The 24,690-nt window shown below is 48.1% G+C and carries 19 protein-coding genes, 1 tRNA gene and 1 riboswitch; of the genes, 14 read left to right on the top strand and 6 right to left on the bottom strand.

What is annotated here, in order from left to right; translation table 11 throughout:
- The first annotated feature begins 236 nt into the window (after nucleotides 1-236).
- Together LL912_RS08470 and LL912_RS08465 are read left to right on the top strand one after the other, a co-directional pair.
- The gene (locus LL912_RS08470; protein WP_235553148.1) at nucleotides 237-1,676 is read left to right on the top strand and encodes a TolC family protein; all 1,440 of its coding nucleotides are present in this window, start codon (nucleotides 237-239) and stop codon (nucleotides 1,674-1,676) included.
- A 25-nt stretch (nucleotides 1,677-1,701) separates the two neighbouring features.
- Nucleotides 1,702-3,075 (top strand): efflux RND transporter periplasmic adaptor subunit, encoded by a 1,374-nt coding sequence (locus tag LL912_RS08465; protein ID WP_235553147.1) that lies wholly within the window; start codon nucleotides 1,702-1,704, stop codon nucleotides 3,073-3,075.
- Nucleotides 3,076-3,189: 114 nt separating this feature from the next.
- On the opposite strand, the gene LL912_RS08460 is transcribed toward LL912_RS08465, so the two are convergent.
- On the bottom strand, nucleotides 3,190-5,439 hold the full coding sequence (locus LL912_RS08460; RefSeq protein ID WP_235553146.1) for a TonB-dependent receptor: 2,250 nt from the start codon (nucleotides 5,437-5,439) through the stop codon (nucleotides 3,190-3,192).
- 76 nt (nucleotides 5,440-5,515) lie between these two features.
- Nucleotides 5,516-5,625: riboswitch (TPP riboswitch) on the bottom strand.
- A 410-nt stretch (nucleotides 5,626-6,035) separates the two neighbouring features.
- Between LL912_RS08460 and LL912_RS08455 the strand changes: the two genes are divergently transcribed.
- The 4 genes from LL912_RS08455 (at nucleotide 6,036) to infC (ending at nucleotide 8,883) form a co-directional block, all read left to right on the top strand.
- Nucleotides 6,036-6,317 carry an RNA recognition motif domain-containing protein gene (locus tag LL912_RS08455; protein ID WP_090389108.1) on the top strand — a complete coding sequence of 94 codons (282 nt, stop codon included), beginning with the start codon at nucleotides 6,036-6,038 and terminating at the stop codon, nucleotides 6,315-6,317.
- A 204-nt stretch (nucleotides 6,318-6,521) separates the two neighbouring features.
- Nucleotides 6,522-6,593, top strand: a tRNA-Met gene (locus LL912_RS08450).
- 624 nt (nucleotides 6,594-7,217) lie between these two features.
- Nucleotides 7,218-8,090, top strand: a complete 873-nt coding sequence (era, locus tag LL912_RS08445) for a GTPase Era (RefSeq protein WP_235553145.1) — start codon at nucleotides 7,218-7,220, stop codon at nucleotides 8,088-8,090.
- A 163-nt stretch (nucleotides 8,091-8,253) separates the two neighbouring features.
- Nucleotides 8,254-8,883: a translation initiation factor IF-3 gene (gene infC, locus LL912_RS08440; protein WP_235553144.1), complete on the top strand. Its 630-nt coding sequence runs from the start codon at nucleotides 8,254-8,256 to the stop codon at nucleotides 8,881-8,883.
- A 399-nt stretch (nucleotides 8,884-9,282) separates the two neighbouring features.
- Here the strand turns inward: infC and gcvP are convergent, their stop codons facing one another.
- Nucleotides 9,283-12,207 (bottom strand): aminomethyl-transferring glycine dehydrogenase, encoded by a 2,925-nt coding sequence (gcvP, locus tag LL912_RS08435; RefSeq protein WP_235553143.1) that lies wholly within the window; start codon nucleotides 12,205-12,207, stop codon nucleotides 9,283-9,285.
- A 743-nt stretch (nucleotides 12,208-12,950) separates the two neighbouring features.
- Complete coding sequence (locus LL912_RS08430) at nucleotides 12,951-13,403, bottom strand: Rpn family recombination-promoting nuclease/putative transposase (protein WP_235553142.1); 453 nt, start codon at nucleotides 13,401-13,403, stop codon at nucleotides 12,951-12,953.
- Between the two features lie 79 nt (nucleotides 13,404-13,482).
- On the opposite strand from LL912_RS08430, the gene LL912_RS08425 reads away from it, so the two are divergent.
- Nucleotides 13,483-13,971 carry a YkgJ family cysteine cluster protein gene (locus LL912_RS08425; RefSeq protein WP_235553141.1) on the top strand — a complete coding sequence of 163 codons (489 nt, stop codon included), beginning with the start codon at nucleotides 13,483-13,485 and terminating at the stop codon, nucleotides 13,969-13,971.
- A gap of 33 nt (nucleotides 13,972-14,004) precedes the next feature.
- On the opposite strand, the gene LL912_RS08420 is transcribed toward LL912_RS08425, so the two are convergent.
- Nucleotides 14,005-14,961 (bottom strand): Dyp-type peroxidase, encoded by a 957-nt coding sequence (locus tag LL912_RS08420; RefSeq protein WP_235553140.1) that lies wholly within the window; start codon nucleotides 14,959-14,961, stop codon nucleotides 14,005-14,007.
- Nucleotides 14,962-15,183: 222 nt separating this feature from the next.
- Here LL912_RS08420 and LL912_RS08415 point away from each other — a divergent pair, with 222 nt between their 5' ends.
- The 4 genes from LL912_RS08415 to LL912_RS08400 all read left to right on the top strand — a co-directional run bounded on the left by LL912_RS08415 (nucleotide 15,184) and on the right by LL912_RS08400 (nucleotide 19,566).
- Complete coding sequence (locus tag LL912_RS08415) at nucleotides 15,184-15,393, top strand: hypervirulence associated TUDOR domain-containing protein (RefSeq protein WP_235553139.1); 210 nt, start codon at nucleotides 15,184-15,186, stop codon at nucleotides 15,391-15,393.
- Nucleotides 15,394-15,480: 87 nt separating this feature from the next.
- Nucleotides 15,481-16,320 carry a glycoside hydrolase family 16 protein gene (locus LL912_RS08410; RefSeq protein ID WP_235553138.1) on the top strand — a complete coding sequence of 280 codons (840 nt, stop codon included), beginning with the start codon at nucleotides 15,481-15,483 and terminating at the stop codon, nucleotides 16,318-16,320.
- Between the two features lie 777 nt (nucleotides 16,321-17,097).
- A complete protein-coding gene (locus LL912_RS08405; RefSeq protein ID WP_235553137.1) occupies nucleotides 17,098-18,432 on the top strand; it encodes a GntP family permease in 1,335 nt (444 codons plus the stop codon).
- A complete protein-coding gene (locus LL912_RS08400) occupies nucleotides 18,433-19,566 on the top strand; it encodes a glycerate kinase (RefSeq protein ID WP_235553136.1) in 1,134 nt (377 codons plus the stop codon).
- Between the two features lie 109 nt (nucleotides 19,567-19,675).
- On the opposite strand, the gene LL912_RS08395 is transcribed toward LL912_RS08400, so the two are convergent.
- Nucleotides 19,676-20,389: a LytR/AlgR family response regulator transcription factor gene (locus LL912_RS08395; protein ID WP_235553135.1), complete on the bottom strand. Its 714-nt coding sequence runs from the start codon at nucleotides 20,387-20,389 to the stop codon at nucleotides 19,676-19,678.
- A complete protein-coding gene (locus tag LL912_RS08390) occupies nucleotides 20,386-21,444 on the bottom strand; it encodes a sensor histidine kinase (RefSeq protein WP_235553134.1) in 1,059 nt (352 codons plus the stop codon). The genes LL912_RS08395 and LL912_RS08390 overlap by 4 nt, the downstream gene beginning before the upstream one ends.
- A 230-nt stretch (nucleotides 21,445-21,674) precedes the next feature.
- Between LL912_RS08390 and LL912_RS08385 the strand changes: the two genes are divergently transcribed.
- The 3 genes from LL912_RS08385 (at nucleotide 21,675) to LL912_RS08375 (ending at nucleotide 24,658) form a co-directional block, all read left to right on the top strand.
- Nucleotides 21,675-22,133 (top strand): hypothetical protein, encoded by a 459-nt coding sequence (locus LL912_RS08385; RefSeq protein ID WP_235553133.1) that lies wholly within the window; start codon nucleotides 21,675-21,677, stop codon nucleotides 22,131-22,133.
- Between the two features lie 211 nt (nucleotides 22,134-22,344).
- Nucleotides 22,345-22,794 carry an SRPBCC family protein gene (locus tag LL912_RS08380; RefSeq protein ID WP_235553132.1) on the top strand — a complete coding sequence of 150 codons (450 nt, stop codon included), beginning with the start codon at nucleotides 22,345-22,347 and terminating at the stop codon, nucleotides 22,792-22,794.
- Nucleotides 22,795-23,212: 418 nt separating this feature from the next.
- Nucleotides 23,213-24,658 (top strand): MFS transporter, encoded by a 1,446-nt coding sequence (locus tag LL912_RS08375; RefSeq protein WP_235553131.1) that lies wholly within the window; start codon nucleotides 23,213-23,215, stop codon nucleotides 24,656-24,658.
- Nucleotides 24,659-24,690: the final 32 nt, after the last annotated feature.

The raw sequence follows: 24,690 nt of genomic DNA, 5'->3' as shown, positions 1-24,690 counted from the left end.
AGCGTTTGCCGCCGGAGCATTTTTTTACAGAAACCGGAGACGGGCAACCGCATCCCGGGTAAAGGACGGCGGATTGCAGCATGTAAGAGTATCTCCGAGCTGTACCCGGTTGGTGATGGTAACCAATGAATACCCGCAGACCAAAAAAGCATGCTTTAAGCAGGAGGCAATCAATATTTGTTTATCAGCCCTGTTCATTGAACCCGATTTTCTGCCTTTTCGTCTATTTTTGTGAAATGAAGAATACATTTCTGACATTAACCGCTTTGGGAATAACCATCACCGCCGGCGCCCAGGTAAAATGGAGCCTGGAGCAGTGCGTGGAGTATGCGGTGGAACACAATATATCGGTTAAACAGGCCGATGTACAGGCCCGTATGGACCGGCTGACACTGGACCAGAGCAAGGCGGCGTTATATCCAACGGCCAACTCCCAGCACAGTGCCGGGTATCAATTCGGACGTTCTATTGATCCTACTTCCAACCAGTTTACAACCAATGAAATTCTTTTCGCCAACCATTCGCTGAATATAAATGCAGACCTGTTCAACTGGTTTCGCAAGCGGAATACCGTGGCCGCAAACGGGTTTTCCTATGAAGCGGCCGTAGCAAAATTTGACAAAGCCCGGAACGATGTGGCGCTGAATGTGTCCAATGCCTACCTGGCTGCTTTATTATCGCATGAGCAGATCAACGTGGCAACGGTACAGCTGCAGCAAAGCCGTGAGCAACGCGATAACGTGAATAAACAGGTGCTGGCCGGGGCGCTTCCGGAGCTGAACCTTGCGGAAATGGAAACACAGCTGGCCAATGACAGTGCAACCCTGATCAGCGCGCGTGCGGATTACCGGCTACGGCTGTTGCAACTGCAGGCCTTGTTAAACCTGGATGCGGCAATGGCCTTTGATGTGCAGGCCCCCCCGGTTGACAGTATTCCCGTAGAGCCACTGGCCGAACTGGACCCTGCGGCGGTGTTCGCTTCCGCACTGGTAAACCTGCCCCAGCAAAAGATCAATGAACTGAATGTAAAAGCAGCAGAAAAGAATGTGCTGGTAACAAAAGCGGCCATGTATCCTTCATTCGGATTATTTGGCGGTTTGGATTCCCGATACTCAAATGCACAGAAGCTGATTCCCGATTCCTATCAGAAAGGAATTGTACCAATCGGGATTATAATGCTGGACGGCAAACATTATCCGGTAACCTCAATTGAACCCCAGACTTATCCGGTCAGTTTTAAAAAAGGGAACTATTTTAACCAGTTGTCCGCAAACTTCAGCCAGAACCTGGGCATTGGGCTCAACATTCCGATCTTTAACGGCAACCAGGCCCGCACCAACTGGAAGAAAGCTAAACTAAATGTGGAATCGCAGCAACTGCTCCAGGAACAGGATGCGCAAACCCTGAAGCAGGATATCTACCAGGCGCACACCAACGCCATTGCGGCCATTGAAAAATATAATGCTGCTCGGATCGCCGCAGCTTCGGCTCAAAAAGCCTACGATTTTGCCCGGAAGCGGTTCGAGGTAGGGTTGCTGAAACCGATCGATCTGATCACCAACCAAAATAATTTATTCAAGGCAAAAATAAATATGCTTTCAGCCCAATACGACTATGTATTCAAGCTGAAGCTGCTGGAGTTTTACAAAGGGCGCGGTATTAAATTGCATCATTAACGGAGATCCCGTTTAAATTTTGATCATGAAAAAGAAATGGAAGCGAATTTTATGGATAATAGCCGGTGTAATTGTATTGCTGGTGTTGTATGCATTGTTTTCCGGTAAGGATAAAAACCTGGTAAAAGTTTCTGCGGAGAAGGCGGCGATCCGCTCCATCACGGAAACCGTAACAGCCAGCGGACAGATTTACCCGGAATACGAAGTGAAAATAAGTCCCGACGTGAGTGGTGAAATTACGGAGCTCAACGTGCAGGAAGGCGACAGCGTGCGGAAGGGGCAGGTGCTGGCAAGGGTATATGCCGACAACTACGCGCTGGACCGCGACGAGGCTTCGGCGCGCGTGGGCCAATCACAGGCGAATGTGGCCAATAGCCAGGCGGCGCTCGGCGTTCAGAAAGCTACGCTGGAACGGGCGCAGCAGGCCTATAACCGTAACAAGCAGCTGTACGATGACCGGGTGATCTCAAAAGCTGAATTTGAACAATACGAAACTGACCTGGCATCCGCTAAAGCCAGTTATAACGCCAGCTTACAGAATATCCGCAGTTTACAGGCGGGGGTACGCTCCTCGCAAACAGGGCTGGTGGCAGCCAATAAAGTATTGGGCCGGGCTACCATTTTTTCTCCTATCAGCGGTATTATTTCTTCGCTGAAGGTTGAAAAAGGCGAACGGGTAGTGGGTACCGCTCAAATGGCCGGTACGGAAATGATGACAGTGGCCGATATGAATACCATGGAAGTGCGTGTAAATGTGGGGGAAAATGATATTGTAAAAGTAAGCATTGGCGACAATGCCGATATTGAGGTAGACGCATACAGCGGACGGAAATTCACCGGCATCGTTACCAAGATTGCCAGCAGTGTGAAAAGTGCGTTAACGACCGGCGCCGCAACCAGCAACGACGTAACAAACTACGAAGTACGTATCCGGATCGATAAACATTCTTACCAGGACCTGATCGATCCCGAGAAGCCAAGAAAATTTCCTTTCCGGCCGGGAATGAATGCGAGTGCCGATATCAAAACCAAGCGGAAAGAGAACATTGTTACGGTTCCGATTTCAGCAGTAAATGCCCGGGTAAAGGGAAGCGACAAAAGTCTGAGCGATACCCGCAAAGAGCAGCAGGAACAGAAAGGCAATGGGAATAACAGCCCGGAAGAAGAACGCAGTGCCGGCGAAATGGAAGAAGTGGTATACCTGGTGATGAAGGACGGTGTGGTAAAAAAACGGATTGTTAAAACCGGGATACAGGATATTAATTATATCGAGATCGCCAGCGGGCTGAAGGCAGGAGATGAGGTGGTTACCGGTCCCTACAGTGCCGTTAGTCAAACCTTAAAAGATGACACCAGGGTAAAAGTGGTACCGAAAGAAGAACTGTTTAAGGCAAAATAGCTCCCAGCTCTCAGCAATCAGCGATCAGCGCTCAGCAATCAGTGACAATGAACTGATAACTGAGCGCTGATCGCTAATAACTGAAAATTTAACTCAAATCTCGAATCTCGAATCTCAAAACCCAAAACTTAACCCGATATTCCAGTTGATACCGGCCTGGGGGAAATAATAATTCTCGGTGGTATAGGCTCCTCCTGCAAGGTAGCTATAGGTATAACCGTTGTTCTCATATTTTTTATCCAGCAGGTTGTTTACCATGAGAATGATCCCAATTTGCTTAAATGTTTGGGAGCTGGTCTGGTAACGCAAGCGAAGATCGGTAAGCGCATAGGGGTTGATGCTTTTTTGTTGGTCAGATGCGTTATCCAGGTATTGGCGGCTTACGTATTTTTCCAGCAGGTCGATAAAAAAATGATGATGGCCCGAGATCTGGTACAGAGGTTCCAGTGTCAGGCTTGCTCCGGCAACCGTGTTGGGAGAAAAAGAAATATCGGTGTTCCGGTACGCCTTGGCTACCTGTCCGCCATTATCATAATCATCGCCGTATTGTGTAATGGCTTGGATTTTGTTCTTACTGAATGTAGCGTTGGCATTCAGTTGCAACCACTGCAGCGGTTGTAGCCCGGCTGTAAATTCAAGACCGGCCCGGTAACTGTCGGGAACATTGGTACGGGCATAGGCGCCCACATCATTGATCTTGCCGGTAAGGATCAGCTGGTCCTTATAACGCATATAATAGCCGTTCACACCGGCCTGGAAAACGGGGGTACTGTACTGGTAGCCGGCTTCCAGATCCTGCAGTTGTTCGGGTCGCGGTTTTTCTGTTTCCGATGCTTCAAAATCGTCCCGGTTCGGTTCTTTATTGGCAATGGCATAGGATGCATAAAGTTTGCTGGATGCCCCATTGCCATGATGAATAAAATAACTTGCTCCAACTTTAGGATTAAAAAACCGGTACCTGTTTTCGATAGGAGGAAGGGAAGGGGATTTCCGGAACCCGTTGATGGTATAAGCTACATTGCGGTACTGCAGGTCTGCAAAAGCGTACAGGTCGGGAAGCAGCTGTTGCTGTAATTTCGCGTATACATTGTAGTCATTTTTAAAAGCCGTCAGGCGGTACCACCGGTAATCCAGCGGAACGCCGTATGCCGCCCACTTTACAAAACCATAATGTCGGCCGTCGTACCGGGTATATGCGCCTCCAAAAACAAATTGCGTACGGGAGGTGTGGTAGGTAGTAGAAAAAACCGTCCCGTAATAATAATTGTCCAGCCATAGCTGCCGGGTAAGGTTCACCTTGCGCAGCGTGTCGCCGGGTGCTTTTACGTAATCCGGAATTCCATAGTCTGCAAACGCTTCATCTTTTTTGTACTCGTTATAATAGCCCTTGCCTCTTGTTAAGAAGGTTCCGATATTCAGGTCCCAGTTGGAGTGAAGCTTTTGATTGAGAAACAGCTGGTAGTAATCCTGCCAGTAGTTGTCTGTCTGGTCCTTATAATAAACGCCGTCACTGATTGCGCCCAGTGTATTGGTATTCCGGCCCTGTTTTTCCAGTTCCTTTTGGTAATTAACCGGCTGGTCCTTGTCGGTAAACACAATGCCCAGTCCGTTCCAGGCCTGTCCGGTCCGTTCTTTACCGGTAAGGTAATTGAATTTGATATTAGTGGCTTCATTTTTTGAGGTCCAGGACCCGATCACATGGGCTGCCAGCAGATCTGAGAAAGCACGGTCGATATAGCCATTGGAGCTGAGTTTGGACAGCCGTACATCAAACTGGAAACCGCCCTTTAATAAACCGGTGCCGGCCTGCAGCGTGTGTTTCCAGGTATCAAAGGAACCATAGGAATTGCTCAGGGATACTCCCGGTGTTTTACTTTGTTCGAGGTTGGCAATATTGATAGAACCGCCAAAGGCGCCGGAGCCGTTGGTAGAAGAACCCACGCCGCGCTGAATCTGCACGGTAGTAGTGGAGGATGCCAGATCCGGCAGGTCTACAAAAATAGCCGCCTGCGATTCGGCATCATTAACCGGTATGCCGTTCATCGTTACATTAATGCGCGTCATATCCGTTCCGCGGATTCTTAACGAAGAGTAACCCACACCGGCACCGTCGTCTGAGTTTACGACCACTGATGGCGTCTGGTTCAACAGGTAAGGCATGTTCTGTCCCAGGTTTTGTTTTTCGAGATCTCTGGAGGTAACATTGGAGGTGGCAAAAGGCGCTTTGTTACTGAGCCGCAGCGACCGCACCTCAACCGGCGACATTAAATAAAAACTGTCAGCTTTTGCTGTGGTAGAATCGGTTTGAGCAAAAGCGATCTGTGCTGCCCCTAGCAGGCAGCCGGAAATGAAAAGCCTCTTCATTTGTTTTTTTCATTTTTTTGACTCCACAGTTATTTGCGGAGCGGGTTAAAAAAAATAATGAGAGGGAAATGCTGAAAAGAAAGGAACCATCCTTCCCTGCGCAGGCATTACCCTGATCAGGTTTACGGGTATCATCTCAGCCGTCAGCCCCGCTTGCGCGAGGATCCAGCACCCCGGGAACCAGAAGCAGTATAAAATAATCATCATACTGCGTCTTAAAAATCTCATTCAAACTGGCGGTATTGCCAGCGATGCTCTTATGAACGGCGCAAAGCTATTGAAATTTAACGACAAAACAATCTGTTGCCTAAAAATCGAGCGGCTGGTGTATTCCTGCTGTATTTTGCGGGTTATAACGCAGCGCCGTTGAGAGTATTTGAAAAAAGACGCGCCATTTAGCAAAAATTTGACATACTACTCCACAAAACCCATTGTTTGTAGCGGTAACCACGTACCTTTGCGCGGTTCGTTTGAAGGGAATACATTTTGTAATGTTTGCTACCTGATCTGCTAAGCAATCGCTGTATCTGGTTTACAGGCCTCTCCTTACACTGTTTTTTTTCAAAGATTTTTTATTTTAAATTTTTTTCATTTTTATGAACATTTATGTTTCAAATTTAAGCTTCATCGTTCGGGATGAAGATCTCAGAGAGTTTTTTGTTGAGTATGGTGAAGTAAGCTCCGCACGGGTGATTACCGACAAAGCTACCGGCCGCAGCCGTGGTTTTGGATTTGTGGAGATGCCGGATGATGAAGCCGCCCGTAAGGCGATCAAAGAACTGGACGGCGGTACTGTAGACGGACGCGCAATTAAAGTTACAGAAGCCCGGCCGAGAGAAGAAAAGAGCAATAACCGCTCTTATGCCAGCAAATGGTAAGCCCCGCTTTTTAAAATAAAGCAGTAGATCCGAATATGCTTCGGCATATTGCGGGTACAATTAAAGGAATGTCAGCGCCGCCATTGGCCGGATCTGACATTCCTTTTTTATAAGTGACTTCCGGAATTGAATATTAAAACAATAAAAATGTAAAGTATTTATGCAATTGTTTTGTACGTTCAGATTTTTGTCCTATATTTGCAGTGCGAGGTAGAGCAGCGGTAGCTCGTCGGGCTCATAACCCGAAGGTCCCAGGTTCGATCCCTGGCTTCGCAACTAAAGGATAAAACCCGCTATAGTAGCGGGTTTTATTTATATTAACCCTTCTAACTTGTATATCCATTTTAAAGGTGACCGCATGGGATAACGCGTGAATTCCAATGGATCTTATAAATCGTTGGATACGTTTATGATTACTTTTTGTTTAATACCGGCTGTCAGAGAAATTGTTCCTTTGTCAGAACACTGGTCTGCAGTTGATGCGAGCTATTCTGAGTGGGGTGTTGGCCGGCATTTAAAAGGACACCGGGCCTCTCCGGGATCGGGTTTAAGAATGAGGCGGTCGCTTAGCAGGGCGTATCGGTATCAGCTATATTTTTAAGGTATCAGATGCAATGTTTGAAAAAGAACGGTCACAGGGCCGCGGGGTGCGATAGGCTGGCTCCGGTATGTTGTTGCGGATCGTAGAGGAGGAACCATCGGAATGGATGATGGTTGTAACAGCAAAAAACAAAAAAACAATCGCCTTTTCATGAATGCCGGAGCCGGACTGGCAGATTTAAGGTTAGAATGGCACGCGTTTATAATGGATGATTAACGGTCCATTGGCAGCCGAGATGTATTTATGCGGCAAAAGTTAATTCTGTGTTTCAGTGGTTTCTTTGAGTTATTTTTGCAGTTATGAAATCCGGTTTTGTAAATATATTTGGCAAGCCCAATGCAGGAAAAAGTACCTTGCTGAACGCATTGATGGGGGAAAAGTTAGCCATTGTTTCATCCAAAGTGCAAACCACCCGGCATCGGATCAAGGCGATCCTGACCGAACCGGATTATCAGATCATTTTCTCGGATACGCCCGGCATCATCGAGCCGAAGTACAAATTGCATGAAAAAATGATGCAGTCGGTAAAAAGTGCCCTCGAAGATGCCGATGTGGCGCTGCTGATCGTGGATGTGAACGATAACTGGGAGGAAAGCGATCAGATCTTTTCCGGGCTGAAGCTTAGGGTGCCTTGTGTGCTGGTGATCAATAAAATAGATAAAGCGCCCGCAGAGAAAATAGCGGCCTGCATGGAGTATTTCAGGGAGAAACCCTATTGCAGGAGGGTAGTGGCCATCTCCGCGTTGAAAGGGGCGGGTATCGACCAATTCATCCAGCCGGTGGTGGAATTGCTCCCGGAAGGCGAGCCGTTTTATGATTCCGACGATATCAGTGACCTGCCCACCAAGTTTTTTGTCAGCGAGCTGATCCGGGAAAAGATCTACGAAGTGGCGCAGGATGAGATCCCTTATCATACCGCTGTTTTAATCAGGGAATTTAAGGAGAAACAGACCCTGGTAAAGATTGTGGCCGATATTATCGTGCACCGGGAGACTCAAAAGGCAATCCTGATCGGGGAAAAGGGCAGCATGGTAAAAAAGATCGGGATGGCTGCCCGAAAAGATATCGAAGCATTTTTGAACCAAAAAGTATTCCTGGAGTTATTTATTAAGGTGAAACCTAAATGGCGCGACAACGAATTGTACCTGAAAGAATACGGGTATGGCTCCTGATCCGGCCAAAGGTTAAAAAATCCCCAAAAAATAAAATTGCAGGACTGACAATATTTTATCATATTTGTTATTAAATATTTTTCGCCTTGCCCGGAAGGCTCATTCGAAAAACAAAATTTGCGTTGCTCGCGGGCGGAGCAGCGGGGAGAATTTAAAAAGTTAAATGGCAGTACCACAAAAACCAGCCTACAGACCACCTGGCACAGGATTCCGGCCAGGGGGCAATAACAACAACAGGCCTAAAGGCTTCTTTAAAGGACGGTTTCAACCACAGAAGGAGGCAGAACACCGCATCAATCAATTCATCCGCGTTCCACAAGTACGACTCGTTGGCGACAATGTTGAACAGGGTATTTACAACACCCAGGAGGCCCTGAAAATGGCCCAGGATATGGAACTGGATCTGGTGGAGATTTCACCCAAGGTAGATCCTCCTGTTTGCCGCATCATTGATTACAATAAGTTTTTATACGATAAAAAGAAAAAGGATAAAGAACTAAAGGCTAAAAGCAAGGCTACTGAAATCAAAGAGATCCGTTTTACACCCAATACGGATGAACATGATTTTGATTTCAAGGCAAAGCATGCGGAAGGTTTTTTGAAAGATGGCAATAAGGTTAAGGCCTATGTGCAGTTTAAGGGAAGGGCCATCCAGTTTCAGGATCGCGGCCAATTGCTGTTGCTGAAATTTGCAGAGCGGCTGGCTGATTTCGGAACGCTGGAAAACCTGCCTAAGCTGGAAGGGCGCCGTATGCTGGCAATGATCGCCCCAAAACCGGCAAAAAAGAAATAGGAATTTTTTAATTGTTTTTATCGTAGAAGCCCCGTTCCTGAAATGGGGCTTTTGCGATTTTTTTTTGTTCTGTTTAAGCTGTTTCCTGCGGATTTGCACAAATGAACGTTCACTGATTTTCGCAGATAACCGGTCTTTGCGGCAATGCCGAATGCCGCCGCGTCATCGCTTTTTGCGCCGATGCGTGAAATGGCAACCGCGAAGACAGGAAGGCACAAAGAAAGACCAAGAATGACTTGATCTTGTGCCTCTTAATGTCTCAGCGCCTTTGTGGCGGACACCGGTCCTGCTGCGTCGCTGCTTCTATGCACTGTTGGGTGAAATAGAAACCACAGACCCGCAAAAAGGGCTGTCCCAAATATTTTTGAAACAGCCCTTTTTTATTGGATGTTGATCGTCTTAAGCTTCCATATAGGCCTCCACCGGCTCGCAGGTACAGATCAGGTTCCGGTCGCCCAGCGTATTATTCACCCGGGCAACAGAAGGCCAGAACTTATTGTGTGCCACATACGGCAGCGGAAATGCCGCTTCCTCCCTGGAATAGCTATGCACCCAGTTACTGCTGATAACGGCTTGCTGGGTATGCGGTGCATTCTTTAAAGGGTTGTCTTTTACGTCCCATTCACCTGCTTCTATTTTCCGGATCTCTTTCCGGATCTGCTGCAGGGCATCACAAAACCGGTCGAGTTCGGCTTTGTCCTCACTTTCGGTGGGCTCAATCATGATGGTGCCTGGAACGGGGAAGCTCATGGTTGGTGCATGAAACCCATAGTCCATCAGTCTCTTGGCCACATCCTCTGCTTCGATCTGTGCGGTTTTCTTAAATGGACGGAGATCTACAATGAATTCATGAGCACAGAGATTGTTGGCATTGGTATACAAGATATCAAAGTCTTCCGCCAGCCGGGCACGCATATAATTGGCATTCAGAATTGCGTATTCGGTCGCGGCTTTTAGTCCTCCGGCGCCTAACATACGGATATAGGCATAAGAGATCAGCAGGATAGAGGCCGATCCATAAGGTGCTGCCGATACAGCACCGGCATGAGCACCAGCCGGTGCTGTATCCGGGGTTTGACCGTTGCCGTTCAACGCAATGGTTTTTGCTTTATGTATGGAAACATGGCCTGGCAGATGTTGCGCCAGATGCGCTTTTACACAAATAGGTCCCATGCCGGGACCGCCGCCACCATGCGGGATGGCAAAGGTCTTATGGAGGTTGAGGTGGCATACATCCGCACCAATCAGGCCGGGGGCCGTAAGCCCTACCTGGGCGTTCATATTGGCGCCGTCCATATATACCTGGCCGCCATTTTCATGAATGATCCGGGTAATCTCTTTTACGGTTTCTTCATATACACCATAGGTGCTCGGGTAGGTGATCATGATGCCGGATAAAGAATCACGGTATTGTGCTGCTTTTGCCTTCAGATCTTCCACATCAATATACCCATTTTCCAGCGCCTTTACAACCACCACTTTCATCCCTGCCATTACCGCTGAAGCCGGGTTGGTACCATGCGCGGAAATGGGGATCAGCATCACGTTCCGCTGCGGATTCCCCTGGGCTTCGTGATATGCTTTGATGGTCAGCAGGCCTGCATACTCGCCCTGGGCACCGCTGTTAGGCTGCAGGCTGCAGGCATCAAAAGCGGTGATCGCGCATAGATACTGGCTCAGTTCATCCACAATCTGTTTGTACCCCCCGGTTTGACTGGCAGGTGCAAAAGGGTGGATATTGGCCCAATGCGACCAGCTGAGCGGGATCATCTCTGTGGCGGCATTCAGCTTCATGGTACAGCTGCCCAAAGAGATCATAGAAGTATTCAGCGATAAATCTTTATTCTCGAGGTATTTAATATACCGCATCATTTTACTTTCACTATGATACGTATTGAACACCGGGTGGGTAAGGTAGGCTGAAGTGCGGGAAAGCGACCCGGGAATATGACGCAATTCTTCCTCGGCGCTTAACGAGAATGAAACGGGATCAGCATCATTCTCGAAACAATTGATGAGATCATAAAGGTCTTCGATGATAACCGTTTCATCCAGCGAGATGCCAATGTGCTGGTGATCGATCTGCCGCAGGTTGATTTTTTGCTGTGTTGCTTTTTCAATAATGGCAGCGGTGTTGCTTACTTCCACCACAAGGGTATCAAAGTACTGGTCGCTTACCAGTTTAAAGCCGCGTGCCTCAATGGCTTCCCCTACGATCTGGGTATAAATGGCCACCCGCTCTGCAATACGCTTCAATCCGTCCGGACCATGATATACGGCATACATCGCCGCCATATTGGCCAGCAGGGCCTGGGCCGTACAAATATTGGAAGTGGCCTTTTCACGTTTGATATGTTGTTCCCGGGTTTGCAATGCCATACGCAGTGCCCGGTTACCTTCTGCGTCTTCACTAACGCCAATAATCCGTCCGGGGATATTGCGTTTGAATTCGTCGGTAGCCGTCATAAAGGCGGCGTGCGGGCCTCCGTAGCCCAGCGGAACGCCAAACCGTTGTGCCGAGCCTACTGCTACATCCGCCCCCAGTTCACCGGGAGGTGTTAACAGGGTTAATGCCAGCAGGTCTGTAGCCATAGCTACATAACCACCGGCAGCATGCACCGTTTCAATAAATGAACGGTAATCTTCAATACTGCCTTTATTATTGGGATATTGTACCAGGGCCCCAAAAAATGCTTCGGTTATGGCTGCGGTTTTGTAATCGCCCTCTACGATCTCGATACCAAAGGGCTCCGCGCGGGTATACAACACATCTTTCGTTTGCGGAAAGATCTCGGCGTCGATAAAAAACTTTGGTTTCTGAATCTGCTCCGAACGGTTTTTGAGATGAAAGAACATACCCATTGCTTCAGCAGCTGCAGTAGCTTCGTCCAGCAGGGATGCATTAGCCAGCGGCAGGGCCGTAAGATCGCTAACTACGGTCTGATAGTTCAGCAGGCTTTCCAGCCGGCCCTGTGAGATTTCGGCCTGGTACGGGGTGTATTGGGTGTACCATCCCGGGTTCTCAAAAACATTGCGCAGGATCACAGACGGCGTAATGGTACCATAATAGCCCTGCCCGATATAAGTATGAAAGATTTTATTTTTCAGCGACACGTTCTTGATATGCCGCAGGTACTCATGCTCACTCATCGGTTTGGGAATGTTCAGTTGGTCCTGCATCCGGATTCCGGAAGGAACTGTTTGCTCCATGAGCGCATCCAGACTGTCAAGACCGGTTTGCGTCAGCATTTTTGCAGTTTCTTTTTCATCCGGACCAATATGGCGTTTTAAAAACTCTGTCGATTGAACGTCTAAAATATTCATATAACGTATGGGGTATTAAGTATCATTGAGGTGTGCAAAGGTACACGCATTTCACGAGAAAATATTGTTTGCATCTGTTGCGCAAAACAGGCGGCAGCCGGTTGTAAATAACAGCCGGAGGCCCGGAGCGGTCTTTTTTTTATGGACTGTTTAAATATTTCTTCTGTTTGTATTTATTCGTTTAGTAAAGGCTATGGTTTATTGCAAGTTTTCAAAAATGAAATGTTCATAGTGAAAACAATTCAAACGATTGCACATCCGGCGTGCACCAACCGGCAATGAATAAGGAAGACAGTTTCCGGTGCTAACAGAAAACGACGCCCGGCAGAAGGTATCGCTTCCGGATATGATCATTAAGACGCTACTTTTTCTTTAGAAAAATCGGATCTTTTTCACAAAACCGATCGAAAACTCTTTGAGGTCTGCAATCTGCTCGTCCGTAAAATTCAGTTGGTATTCAGATTGCGTATGTTCAGTTTTGGCTTTTTATTCCCTTTTCCAGGCCGCTTTCCATACCCTTTTCTTCTGCACTCTTTAGTACGGCATATTCGGTCTATTTGTCAAAAAGGTCTTTTTTGTATAACATATAGTCTTCTTTTTCAGGTTGGCCACTTCGGAGATCTGGAATAATTTCTGAAAGATCTCCCTTATGCATGGTTACCGGAATTTGCTGCAAGTTTTCCATATTACGCAGCACATATAGCCGGCGTTCCAGGTCTGCCAGTCTTATACAGTGCAGGTGTTTACAGCGAAGGTATGGTCAAAGTTGAGTCCATTACGGCGATCAGGTATACTTTTTTCAAATCAAAGTTCCATTCCTTGTTGCCTTTTGGCCCCTGCTCATACAATTTACTGGCAACGTAAAAAACGGCCCGGTCGGTGAAGTATTTCTGATGAGCCCGTTGCACCTCGATAATAAACGTTTCACCGTCCGCGCCGGTACAGGTAAGATCAAAAATCGCTTTCCGGTATTCCTTTACTGGGCCGTTCTTTTCCTGCGGGTTATACACCAGGTCGCGTATTACTTTACGTCCTTTAAACAACTCGTTGAGAAATGCGATCAGCAGGTCTTTATTCGGCTCGGTACCAAAAACTTTTTTAAAGCCGAAGTCGGTTAGCAGGTCCATATACCGCCCTACAGGCGGGGAATGCCCTTTGGTGTGTTTTTCATAAATCAAAAATAAGCTTCTTATCATTTATAACAGCTCATGGACTATATGTAGGTTTCACCGGCAAACAGCTAATTTTGCAACAATTAAATTCAGGAAATTGAGCATGGCGGCGGATACTTTACAACACTGGGAAAAAAAGGCAAAGGAGCACCGGAAGCGCTATCAGCAGTTTTTAAAGCGCGCTCAAAAGAACCAGGTACTGAAGCTGCTGCCGGCGTTACATGAGGAAGCTTTCAAAGCGGTGGATTGTTTGAGCTGCGCCAATTGCTGTAAGGGGTATTCCCCCCGGTTTAAAACGCCCGATGTAAAACGCATTGCCCGGAGTCTTGGATTGAAGGAAAGCGTTTTTATCGACAATTATCTGAAGGTGGATGAGGAGGGGGATTTTGTAGTAAAACAATCACCCTGTCCTTTTCTGAATGAAGATAATACTTGTTCGATTTACGAAGTAAGACCCTCGGACTGCGCCCGGTTTCCCTATACTGATGAAGATGTGCTGATCAAACGTCCGGCGCTAACCCTTAAGAACAGTGAGTTTTGTCCGATTACCTATTATGTGCTGGAGCAGCTGATTGCAGCGGTTCCAAAATAAAAGGATACCCTATTCCGGGCAGATACCGGGTTTTCAGGAAGCGTCGCCTGCCGAGTACTGACCGAGCAGGTCCATTGTGGGAACAAAGAAAAGGCTCCCGGTGATTGCAGTGCTGAAATCCAGGATCCGGTCGTAATTTCCTGCCGGCACGCCAATAAACATCCGTTCCAGCATTCTACGGGTAGTGCTAAACGTATTTGCATAGGCTATAAAATAGGTGCCTATTTCTTTTTTTGAGGGATTTCCAAAAGGCATATTATCCCGCACGATCTTCAGTTCATTGCCCTGTTCATCTTCAAGACTGGCGAGCGCGCTGTGTGAGTTGCCCGGTTTCACGGCATCCGTCATTTCAATATCACTGAGCTTATAGCGCCCGATTACCTTTTCCTGCTCTTCTACCGGAAGGCGGGTCCAGGCTTCCATCTGGTGCAGGTATTTCTGTACAAAGAGATAGCTGCCGCCTTTAAAAGCGGGATCTTCATCACCAACGATGGCAAACTGCTGCCGCTCTGCGCCCACGGGGTTTTCCGTGCCGTCTACAAATCCAAGAATGGAGCGTCCGTCCCAATACCGGAACCCATGAATTTCTTCCAGGCAATCGGCTACCGGTGCCAGCACTTCGGTGATCGCAATCAGCATGTCAAAACAAACGGCCATATCTGGTCCGCGCAAATGAAAATGCAGATCTGCCGGTGTGGTTACGGCGGTATGTTTAGCGCCGGTAATGGCTTCAAAGGGCTTCAGCTCCTTAGGCAGGGGGCTGGGCAGGCCCAGCTGTACCCAGGCGTCGTGCCCAATGCCCATTACACAACTGGCGCGGCCGGAAGGAACCCTTATGGTAAATGAATGATTGAGGTTGTCTACCAGTCCGCAAAGCCGTTCGAAGGCGGCAGGGATGCCCGGTACTTCTTTAAATTTCCAGATCGCGAATATGGTATTGTTATTGGGATAATCGGTTACGTTTTGGGATGCGTATGCAGCTGCCTTCATGCTGAATGTTTTTGTGATCCAATATAAAGAATCTTTTGCCGATTTTGCAGAAATTCAGAGAACGGGCATGAAATATAAATGCTGACAGACGGTATTATATTTGCGGGAATGCTTTAGGGGCAGCTCAATTCATTCACGCGCCTGTATCCGGTCATCCCTGGTCAGCTCCTGGGGCGTTCAATAAAGTAACAGAAAGATGCAGGCGGTATAAAAACGATGGGTATGGAAGCAACGTTTAAAGTAGGCGACAAGGTAAGCTGGAACTCTGAAGCGGGAAGGGTTTCCGGTACCATTATTAAAGTGCATACAAAGGATTTTCAGTATAAAGGGTATACACATCATGCTACTGCTGAAGCGCCCCAGTATGAAATCAAAAGCAGTAAGACGGATCATATTGCCGCTCATAAAGGTTCGGCACTTACAAAAATCTAAAATTCATCTGGTGATCGGAGCCCGGCCCGTACCGGTAAACAAGACCTGCCTGCAATATTCATGCATACATTTGCAAAAAATACAACCATGAGAAAATTGAACAATAGGCCGCTTCTGTTAATCGGGTGTCTCGCGCTCTTGAATGCCTGCGGATACCAGCGGCAGTTAAAAGCGGAGGGGTACCGCCTGGTTTGGGCCGATGAGTTTAACAGAACCGGTGCGGTAGACACTGCCACATGGAATTTTGAAAACGGTTTTGAACGCAATCATGAACTGCAGTGGTACCAGCCGGAGAATGCCTGGTGCGCCAATGGTTTTCTGGTGATAGAGGCCCGGCGGGAAACAAAGCCCAATCCGCGCTACAATAGCAACAGCCCGGACTGGAGGGAGCAGCGGAAGGAGATCCGGTATACCGCTGCCAGTATTAATACCCGTGGCCGCAAAACCTGGCAATACGGCCGCTTTGTGATGCGGGCGAAGATTCAAACGGATAACGGTCTCTGGCCGGCATTCTGGACGCTCGGAGTTAAACGGGAATGGCCTTCAAATGGAGAAATCGATATTATGGAATATTACCGGGGAACCTTACTGGCCAACATCGCCTGCGGCACCACCGAGCGATATAAGGCCAAATGGTTTACCGTTAAGAAACCTCTTGAAGCACTTGGGAAGAATTGGGAAGATGCATTTCACATCTGGCGGATGGACTGGGATGAAAAGGAAATTAAATTGTATGTAGACGATATCCTGCTGAACCAGGTTCCATTGAGTCAGCTTGCAAACCCTGATGGATTCAATCCTTTCCGGCAACCGCACTATATGCTCCTCAATCTGGCTATTGGCGGCGATAACGGTGGCGATCCTGAAGCTACCCGATTCCCGAACCGGTATCTGATAGACTATGTACGGGTATATCAGAAAAAGTAAAGCAGCTCCGGGAAATGCGTATTGCCTGACGATAGGCCGCTAAAAAGTCCCTAATATTTTTAGCTGTTTTTTTATCTTTTGTGGCCGGCCATTTTTTTGGCACTGCGGGCTTGGTCTGCCGCATCTCTTTTCCTGTTTTTGTAACTCAGCAACATTCAGCTGAATGGAATCATTGACCAGGGTTGTCTGCAAATAGCAAAACCCCCAGCGTAAAGAATTACCCGGGGGTTTATTTTGCATTATAAACCTCTCTTTAGAGCGACGGCCATTGCCGCGCGCGCAATATTTTATCATTGCCGCCCTCCTTATCTCTCCCGCTTCTGAAAGAAGCACCGGGAATAGTTGGGCCGGCCGCGACGTTGTTTTGGAATTCTTGTAAACAATACTGAAAAAAATCCTACGAAATGAAAACGGACTACATAAGATTGTTTTCCTTGTGGAACGGTACACAAAACTATCAGGCTGTCTATTTTTTTTCATATTAAATTCGATGAATGCCCCGTTTTTTTCGGCAAAATGGAGCGGCTGATTTTCCCGGAGAAGTAAATCGGTTAACCGATGCTGAAGCGTTTAAAATAAGGCGTTGGCTTCAATGAGCACGTTTTGAAACCCTACCCCGAACGGGGTATCAGATGCCTCCAGTGGGGATGGTGTTTATTTGACGCTGCAATGGGTTGGAGATGAGCCGGGAATATATAGTAGTCTTTGTGTATGGTTTATTGTTGCAAGACTTTGCAAAAAAGAAAGGGTATTCAGAATTAAATAATAAATTGCCGGATGCTTGCTTCACCCGTTTTTTTTATCGTATTGGCGCTGCTGATCGGCATCGGCCTGATCATTCTCTTAACGACGCGGTACAAAGTGCACCCGTTCTTTTCCCTGTGCCTGGCTTGTTTTGTAACCGGAGGCCTGGGTGGGCTGGATGTTCTGTCCATTCTTTCTGTAATGAAAGAGGGGTTTGGAAAGATCATGAGCTCCCTGGGTTTTATCATTGTTCTTGGTACCGCGCTGGGCATGGTATTACAGGCAAATGGGGCCACTACGGCTATGGCAAATGCGATTATCCGGTGGGTGGGCGTCCGACGGTCTGCCTTTGCACTGAGCCTTACCGGTTTTGTTGTAGGTCTTCCCATCTTCTGCGACTCGGGGTATGTGGTGCTTAACGGGCTGAATCAATCCATGATCCGTCGCACCGGGATGGCTACTGCGATCATGAGTACGGCGATGGCCACAGGACTCTATGCCGTGCATTGTTTGATCCCGCCGCATCCGGGCATTACAGCCGCAGTAGGAACGGTTCATGCTGAAATCGGTCGGGTAATCCTGCTGGGATTATTGACGGCTGTTCCCGCAATGCTGACCGGTTATTACTGGGCTGTGTGGAAAGGCCGGAAGTATCCGGAGGCGTTGGGAGCGGGTGATCCCGGTGCGCCGTTACCCGATACAGGCAGGCCATTGCCCGCTACCCTGTCGGCATTTATTCCGGTGGTCGTGCCCGTGTTGCTCATTGCCTGTAGGGCATTGATCCCGGTACCGGAAAGCCGGGTGCTTCAATCGGCGCTCATAACCGGTGAGCCGGCCGTTGCTCTTGCTGTTGGCCTTGTATTGGCATTGTGCATTCCGCATAAATGGGAAAAAGGAGCCCCGGGCCGGTTAATGCATCATGGATTGGAAAAGGCCGGCGGTATTCTGGTGATCATTGGAGCCGGCGGTGCATTCGGTATGGTCATCAATGCCCTGAAACTCCAGGATCACCTGGCTGCAATGCAGGGCGTAAAAGCCCTTGGTGTATTTTTCCCGTTTCTGGTAGCACTGATCCTCAAAACGGCACAGGGATCTTCTACAGTTGCAGTATTAACGGCGGCTTCTATTGTACTGCCCTTTTTACCGGGCCTGGGCCTGAACACGGAAAATGGACGGGTACTTGCGGTACTGGCCATGGGAGCGGGTTCGATGGCCATATCGCACGTCAATGATGCCTACTTTTGGGTGATTACCAATTTTTCGGGACAGGAGCTGAAACCGGTGCTGCAGGTGTACAGTATGGCTACCATCTGGATGGCGCTTACTGGTATGGTGGCCGTATATATACTATCCTTAATCATGTTGTAAATGAAAATTGTTATAGCGCCTAATGCGTTTAAGAACAGCCTTCCGGCTGCGGCGGTTGCCGCTGCTTTGGAAGAGGGAATCCGGCGTAGCGGCTATACCGGTACATTGGTTTGTTGTCCGGTTGGCGATGGCGGTGATGGTACCGGAAGCCTGCTGACACAATACCTGGACGCGGAGCTGCTGTTTGCAGATGTTGCGGATCCGTTGGGGAGAAGTGTGAGGGCTTCCTTCGGATGGGTAAGTAAGACCAAAACGGCCATTCTTGAAATGGCCGATGCTTCCGGGCTGCGTTTACTGCGCCCGGAGGAATACGACCCGCTGCATGCTTCCACGCTGGGCTGCGGGCAACTGATTAAGGCGGCCCTGGACCAGGGCGCAACGGAACTACTGCTCTGTATCGGCGGTAGCGCAACGGTAGACGGAGGTGCGGGGGCATTGAGCGCGCTGGGATTGCAGTTGTATGACAGGGACGGAACACTGCTGTCTCCACTTCCTGTAGATTTGATCAGGCTGCATAATATAGATCGCTCCCGCTTGGATCAACGGCTGCATGGGATAACGATCACCATCCTCTGTGATGTAAAGAATCATTTACTGGGCGAAAAGGGGGCGGCAGCGGTTTTTGGTCCGCAGAAAGGCGCCGGCGTCCGCGAGGTTTTGTTGCTGGAAACGGCGCTGCAACAATGGCGGCGGATTGTTCTGCAAACTACGGGAACGGATATGGATCGGCTGGAATCCAGTGGGGCGGCCGGTGGTATGGCGGCCGGTCTGGCCGCTTTTTGCAAGGTTAAGATAGTAGATGGCATCCGCTATTTTTTACAGAAGATCGGTTTTGAACAGGAGCTGGAAAATACCGATTGGGTGATTACCGGCGAAGGTGCAATTGACCTTCAGACACTGGAAGGGAAGGCGCCTTTTGGTGTGGCAGCAATGGCCAAACAAAAAGGGATTCCCGTGATCGGGATCGCGGGAAAACTGCCGGACCGGGTAAGCCCGGGGTTGCAGGCATATTTCTCCTGGCTGCTTTCAATTAACGAGCAACCCCTAGCGCTCGAAGAGGCGATCCGCCAAACAAAATCGAACCTCGTAAGGACCGGTGAGAAGATCGGAACGGCGTTAAAAAATAAAGCATAACAAAGATACTTTGAACGCAATGTAACACCGGTTCAGTATGTTTCGTAACATAAAACATACGCCGGTCCGGTAGCTATACTGCTTCTGTGACAACGCTAAGGGGAAGTGCTTATGAAAAGCCGGGCAGCTGCTTTAACAATTGCTCCCGGTAAACCTTTCCAATGGGAATGGAGTGCCCACCGATCAGGATCCGGTTCCTGGAAATGCGCCGGATCCGGTGACATGCTACAATAAAAGATTTGTGCACGCGTATAAAAAACGGTTCTGGAAAAAGCTCCTGCATAGATTTTACAGAGCCTTTTACAACCGTTTTTCCTGAAATGGAGTGAATGATGGCATAGTCTTTTAGCCCCTGGATAAAAAGGATATCGGTCAGCACCAGTTTTATTTTTTCCACCCCGCTTTTTACAAAAATGGATTCATCATGCCCGGGATTCCGCTCGAGACCGGCTTCTTTTTTTTGTAATGCAAGGAAATCGGTAATCTTTTCCAGTGAACGAAGGAACCGCTCCTGTGCGATCGGCTTTAGTAAAAAATCGATCACGCCCAGTTCAAAACCTTCAAAAGCATAGTCGCGGAAAGCGGTGGTAAACACGGTGATCGGTGGCTGCGGTAAACTGCGCAACAAGGCGATGCCGCTGATCTCGGGCATTTCAATATCCAGGAATAAGGCATCAACCGGATGCGTTTTCAAAAAATGCAGGGCTTCGAACGCATTTCCAAAAGCACCTGCCAGCATTACACCGGGTAAAGGTCCGATGAAGCCGGCTAATATTTCCCGGGCCAGCGGTTCGTCATCTACAATAACACAATTGAGGATCATAACAGGATTTTTAAAAAGGCAATATAGACGCCGGGCGGTTCTTTTGTCTGCAGGGTATAGCGACCGGGGTATAACAATTCCAATCTCTTTTTTAAATTCTGTAAGCCGATGCCCCCTTTCCGTTCAGCACTGGTAGAGTGCGCCGTGCTATTGGTCAGGATAACGGTCAATGCGCCGTCGATCTGGATATCCAGGTGCAGAAAGGCATTGCCGTTTGCCCGGCCAAGGCCATGTTTAATGGCGTTTTCCAGCAGGGGCAGGATCAGGAAGGGGGGGATAAAACAGCGCTCGGCAACGCCTTCAACATGGACGCGGATGTCGGCCTGATGATTGGTGCGCAGCCGCTCCAGTTCCATGTAATTATGCAGGTATCCCAGTTCCATTTCTAAAGGGATGTAAGCTTCATTGCTTTCATACAGCATGTATTCCATCAATTCCGATAGCTTGAGCACCACGCCCGGCGCTTCATCCGATTTCTTTAATGTAAGCGCATATAAATTGTTCAGCGCGTTGAAAAGAAAATGCGGGTTTACCTGGGATCGCAGAAATGCTACTTCTGCATGCAGCTTCTCTACGGTGATCTTTTGGATCAGGAGCTGCTGATCGTACCAGTCCATGCTAAGTTTCAATGCCAGCATCAGCGCCAGATACCAAAGCGTACTGAAAAAGTTATAGGACAAGGCTTCTATCAGGTCACTGTTACGCATCGGGCCGACCACATATCCATAGAGATAATAATCAAACAGGCTTTGCAGGGTGAGATAACCGGCTACCGACAACAGCAGGGCGACACTATATGCGCCATAGCGCTTCTTCAACAGGTAGCGCGGTAAAAAATAGTGCAGGTTGAAATAGGCGATCAGGATCAGCAGCAGGACCCGTACAGAAACGCAGGCGAAAAAATAGGGCAGACTGGCCTTGTGAATAAGATATCGCTTTTCGTAAAGAAAGAAGGCGGTTGCTAATACCCAATAGGCGCTATGCGCCAGCAGGTACCTGGTCGACACACGCCGTTTAGAAAACGGCAGCGCTATGCTTTTGCTCCATAAATTCATGGGCCGGTTGTTTGGAGTAAAAAAAATCAAAGCAGCCGTTTCTGCAAAATTATGTCGACCAACGGCGCCGATCGTAGAGGAACATTCTGAAAAAGAAAACAACGGTGTGTTGCGTCCTCATTGATCGATTTTTCTGAACGCTGATCTACTATTTTTTAAATCTGCCCGCCTGTATTCTAATATTGTACCGTGTACATTCAAACAACATTTTTAACTTAAAACATTCTACAATGCAATCTACTACATTTAACCGGCCGTTTATTAAATTATTTACACTGATGGTGTGCTGTTTTACAGTGTTTAGTTTTACTACGAAGCTGGGGCTTGACAGTTATGAGATCTATCTTAACAACAAGTTGCTCTTACAGCAGTCGGTGAACCAGCCTGTGAATCTCAGAAAATTGCAGTTAAATAAAGCGGGTGCGAATGATGAGCTGCGGATCTATTACAGGCATTGCCATGCACCCAATATTGGTACCAACAGAAGCATTGCGGTAAAGGATGAAAAAGGGCGCCTGTTGAAAAAATGGACTTTTCCCAATGCCACAGGCTCCGATCAGGGCATGTTGGTTCCTGTAAAAGAACTGCTGCAATTAGAACGGGCGCATCTGCAGCAGGAGTTAAGTCTGTATTATACCGCAAGGGAACTTCGCGGTGAAGAAACGCTGGCCTTACTCCATTTTAAATAACGGAGCTATTGGAAACCGTTTGATATTGATTGGGGCTTCGTAAAAAGCCCGGTAGTTTGTCGCATACGGCCTCTTTGAAAACCAGATTTTACAGCCAACTTTGTTCTGGAAAGGTTGATGTAAATGATCGGCCGGACCAGTGGAGCAGCACCCACCTAAAAACGGGCGGAACCGAAAAGCCAGAAGAGTAGGACCCCATAAAAATAATTTTATGTCAGACAACAAAGTTTCATTGCACCGGATGCTGAAGACAACTCCGGAAAAGGTATATCGCGCTTTTACCGACGCCCTTGCGATCGCCTCCTGGCTGCCACCCTATGGTTTTCTTTGTACGGTGCACGAGCTGGATGCCAAAGTAGGCGGAACCTATAAAATGTCATTCCAGAATTTTTCAACGGGCAACAGTCATTCATTTGGCGGCGAATATGTGGAACTGCAACCCAATACGTTCCTGAAGTATACGGACCAGTTCGATGATCCGAACCTGCCGGGTACGATGACCACTACGGTCTGGTTGAAGAAAACCGTTGCAGGCACCGAGTTAAAGGTAGAACAGGAGGGTATACCGGCGGCCATCCCCGTGGAAATGTGCTACCTGGGCTGGCAGGAATCCCTGGAGAAACTGGCAAAACTGGTAGAGCCGGAAATTCCGGACGCCTGATCGCCCCGATACAAAAAGTAAACCCGTATAAGATCTGCATTGTCTGCGGTTGTTTCCCCGCCGGCTTTTGCAGATTTTTTTGGATACTGCTGAGGGGGTTCGTTACAGGATCCGAAGACAGGTATCTGCCGGACGATATCTCCCCGGGCGTGGAATCCTTGCACGCATCGGGATTAATTTCTACAGCATCTTTTCTTTGCTAAGATATAGACCCCTGATTCAAAAGACGGTTTTACATGGTATGTTTTTTGATTTTTCCGGCTAATACGGATCGCAGGCGGATGCCGGTACGGCAGGCAGCGAAGTGTTGAAAGGCGCCCTTGCAGGGCAGATTTTTTATTTTCGATGATAATGTACAGCAGTGTCTTTGCAGCCCAAGGAAATATTATCAGAGAAGGAAGTTCAACAGGGGTTGAAAATGGTTATCTGGGACGGATTGGCTGCCGAGGTAATGACCTCGTTTACCGGCGGTGCCTTTCTTGTGGCGATGGCCCTGCTGTTGGGTGCCAGTAATGTGCAGATCGGTCTGTTGGCAGCCCTGCCCATGATTACCAACGTATCGCAGCTGATTTCCATTTGGCTGGTTCGCCGGTACAATAACCGGAAAATGATTGCCGTATACGGGGCGTATCTGGCAAGAGTTCCTTTGATCATCATTGGCGTGCTGGTATGGATATTGCCGTATACTTCCATCAACCTGTTATTGTTTTTTCTGTTGTTTTATTATTTTTTTGGTTCAATTGCAGGGCCCAGCTGGAACTCCTGGATGAAGGACCTGGTGCCGGAGCACCTGCTCGGTGCTTATTTCTCCCGCAGAACGCGGTATACACAAACATTGAATGTAGTACTCAGTATCCTGCTGGCTTTATTACTGGATTATGTAAAGGAACATCATCCGCAACAGGAGCTGGAAGTATATGCGCAATTTTTTATTATTGCGGGTATTATTGGTGTAATTGGCGGATTTCTGCTTTCCAAGGCTCCCGAGCCACGTTCGCAACTGTCGGGGATGAATACCTTTGCATTGCTGAAACTTCCGCTGCGTAATGCTAATTTCAGGACCTTGCTGCTGTTCAATTCCGCTTGGGTATTTGCTATCAATATCGCCATCCCTTTCTTTATGGTGTTTATGATGAAGAGTCTGAAATTACCGATTTCCTATATCATTGTATTAACCGTGATCAGCCAGCTTTTCAGCATCTTTACAATCCGTATCTGGGGAATCTTCTCCGACCGGTACAGCAATAAAAGTATTATTGCATTGAGTGCACCTATTTATATTATGTGCATTATCGGCTGGTGCTTTGTGGGCATCTACAAGCAAGCGTACCTGAACATGGCGCTGTTGGTGCTGATTCATATCTTCAGCGGCATTGCTACCGCCGGTATTAACCTGTCGCTTACCAATATCGGTCTTAAGCTGGCGCCAAAGGCGGACGCGATTGTTTACTTATCGGTGAAGAATATTGTTACGGCCATTTTCTCTTCGCTGGGACCGTTGCTGGGCGGTGTACTGGCCGACTATTTTACCAATATTAAACTTTCCATACTGGTGCAGTGGAGCAGCCCGCATATGGATAAGGCCATCCGGCTTGTGGCGCTGCATGAGTGGAATTTCCTCTTTCTGATCGGTGCGCTTCTGGCGCTGTTGTCGCTGGAATTATTGATGCGGGTAAGGGAAGTAGGCGAAGTACAGAAGGATATTGTCAAAAGGATCATGCGTACCAGTATCCGGAATAACCTGAAAGAGTATTTTATCATCGGGAATATCATAAACCTGCATGAACAGGTAAAGGCGCTGATGAAGTTCCGCAAAAGGCAGGACGGCAGGCCGGCGAATATCCGTGGAGGAAACCCGGCCTGACTGTTTGTTGCGATTCTTAAAGATGGTTTTGC

The sequence above is a fragment of the Niabella agricola genome, assembly GCF_021538615.1.
Lineage (GTDB): Bacteria > Bacteroidota > Bacteroidia > Chitinophagales > Chitinophagaceae > Niabella > Niabella agricola.
This window is presented reverse-complemented; position numbering and strand designations above follow the sequence as displayed.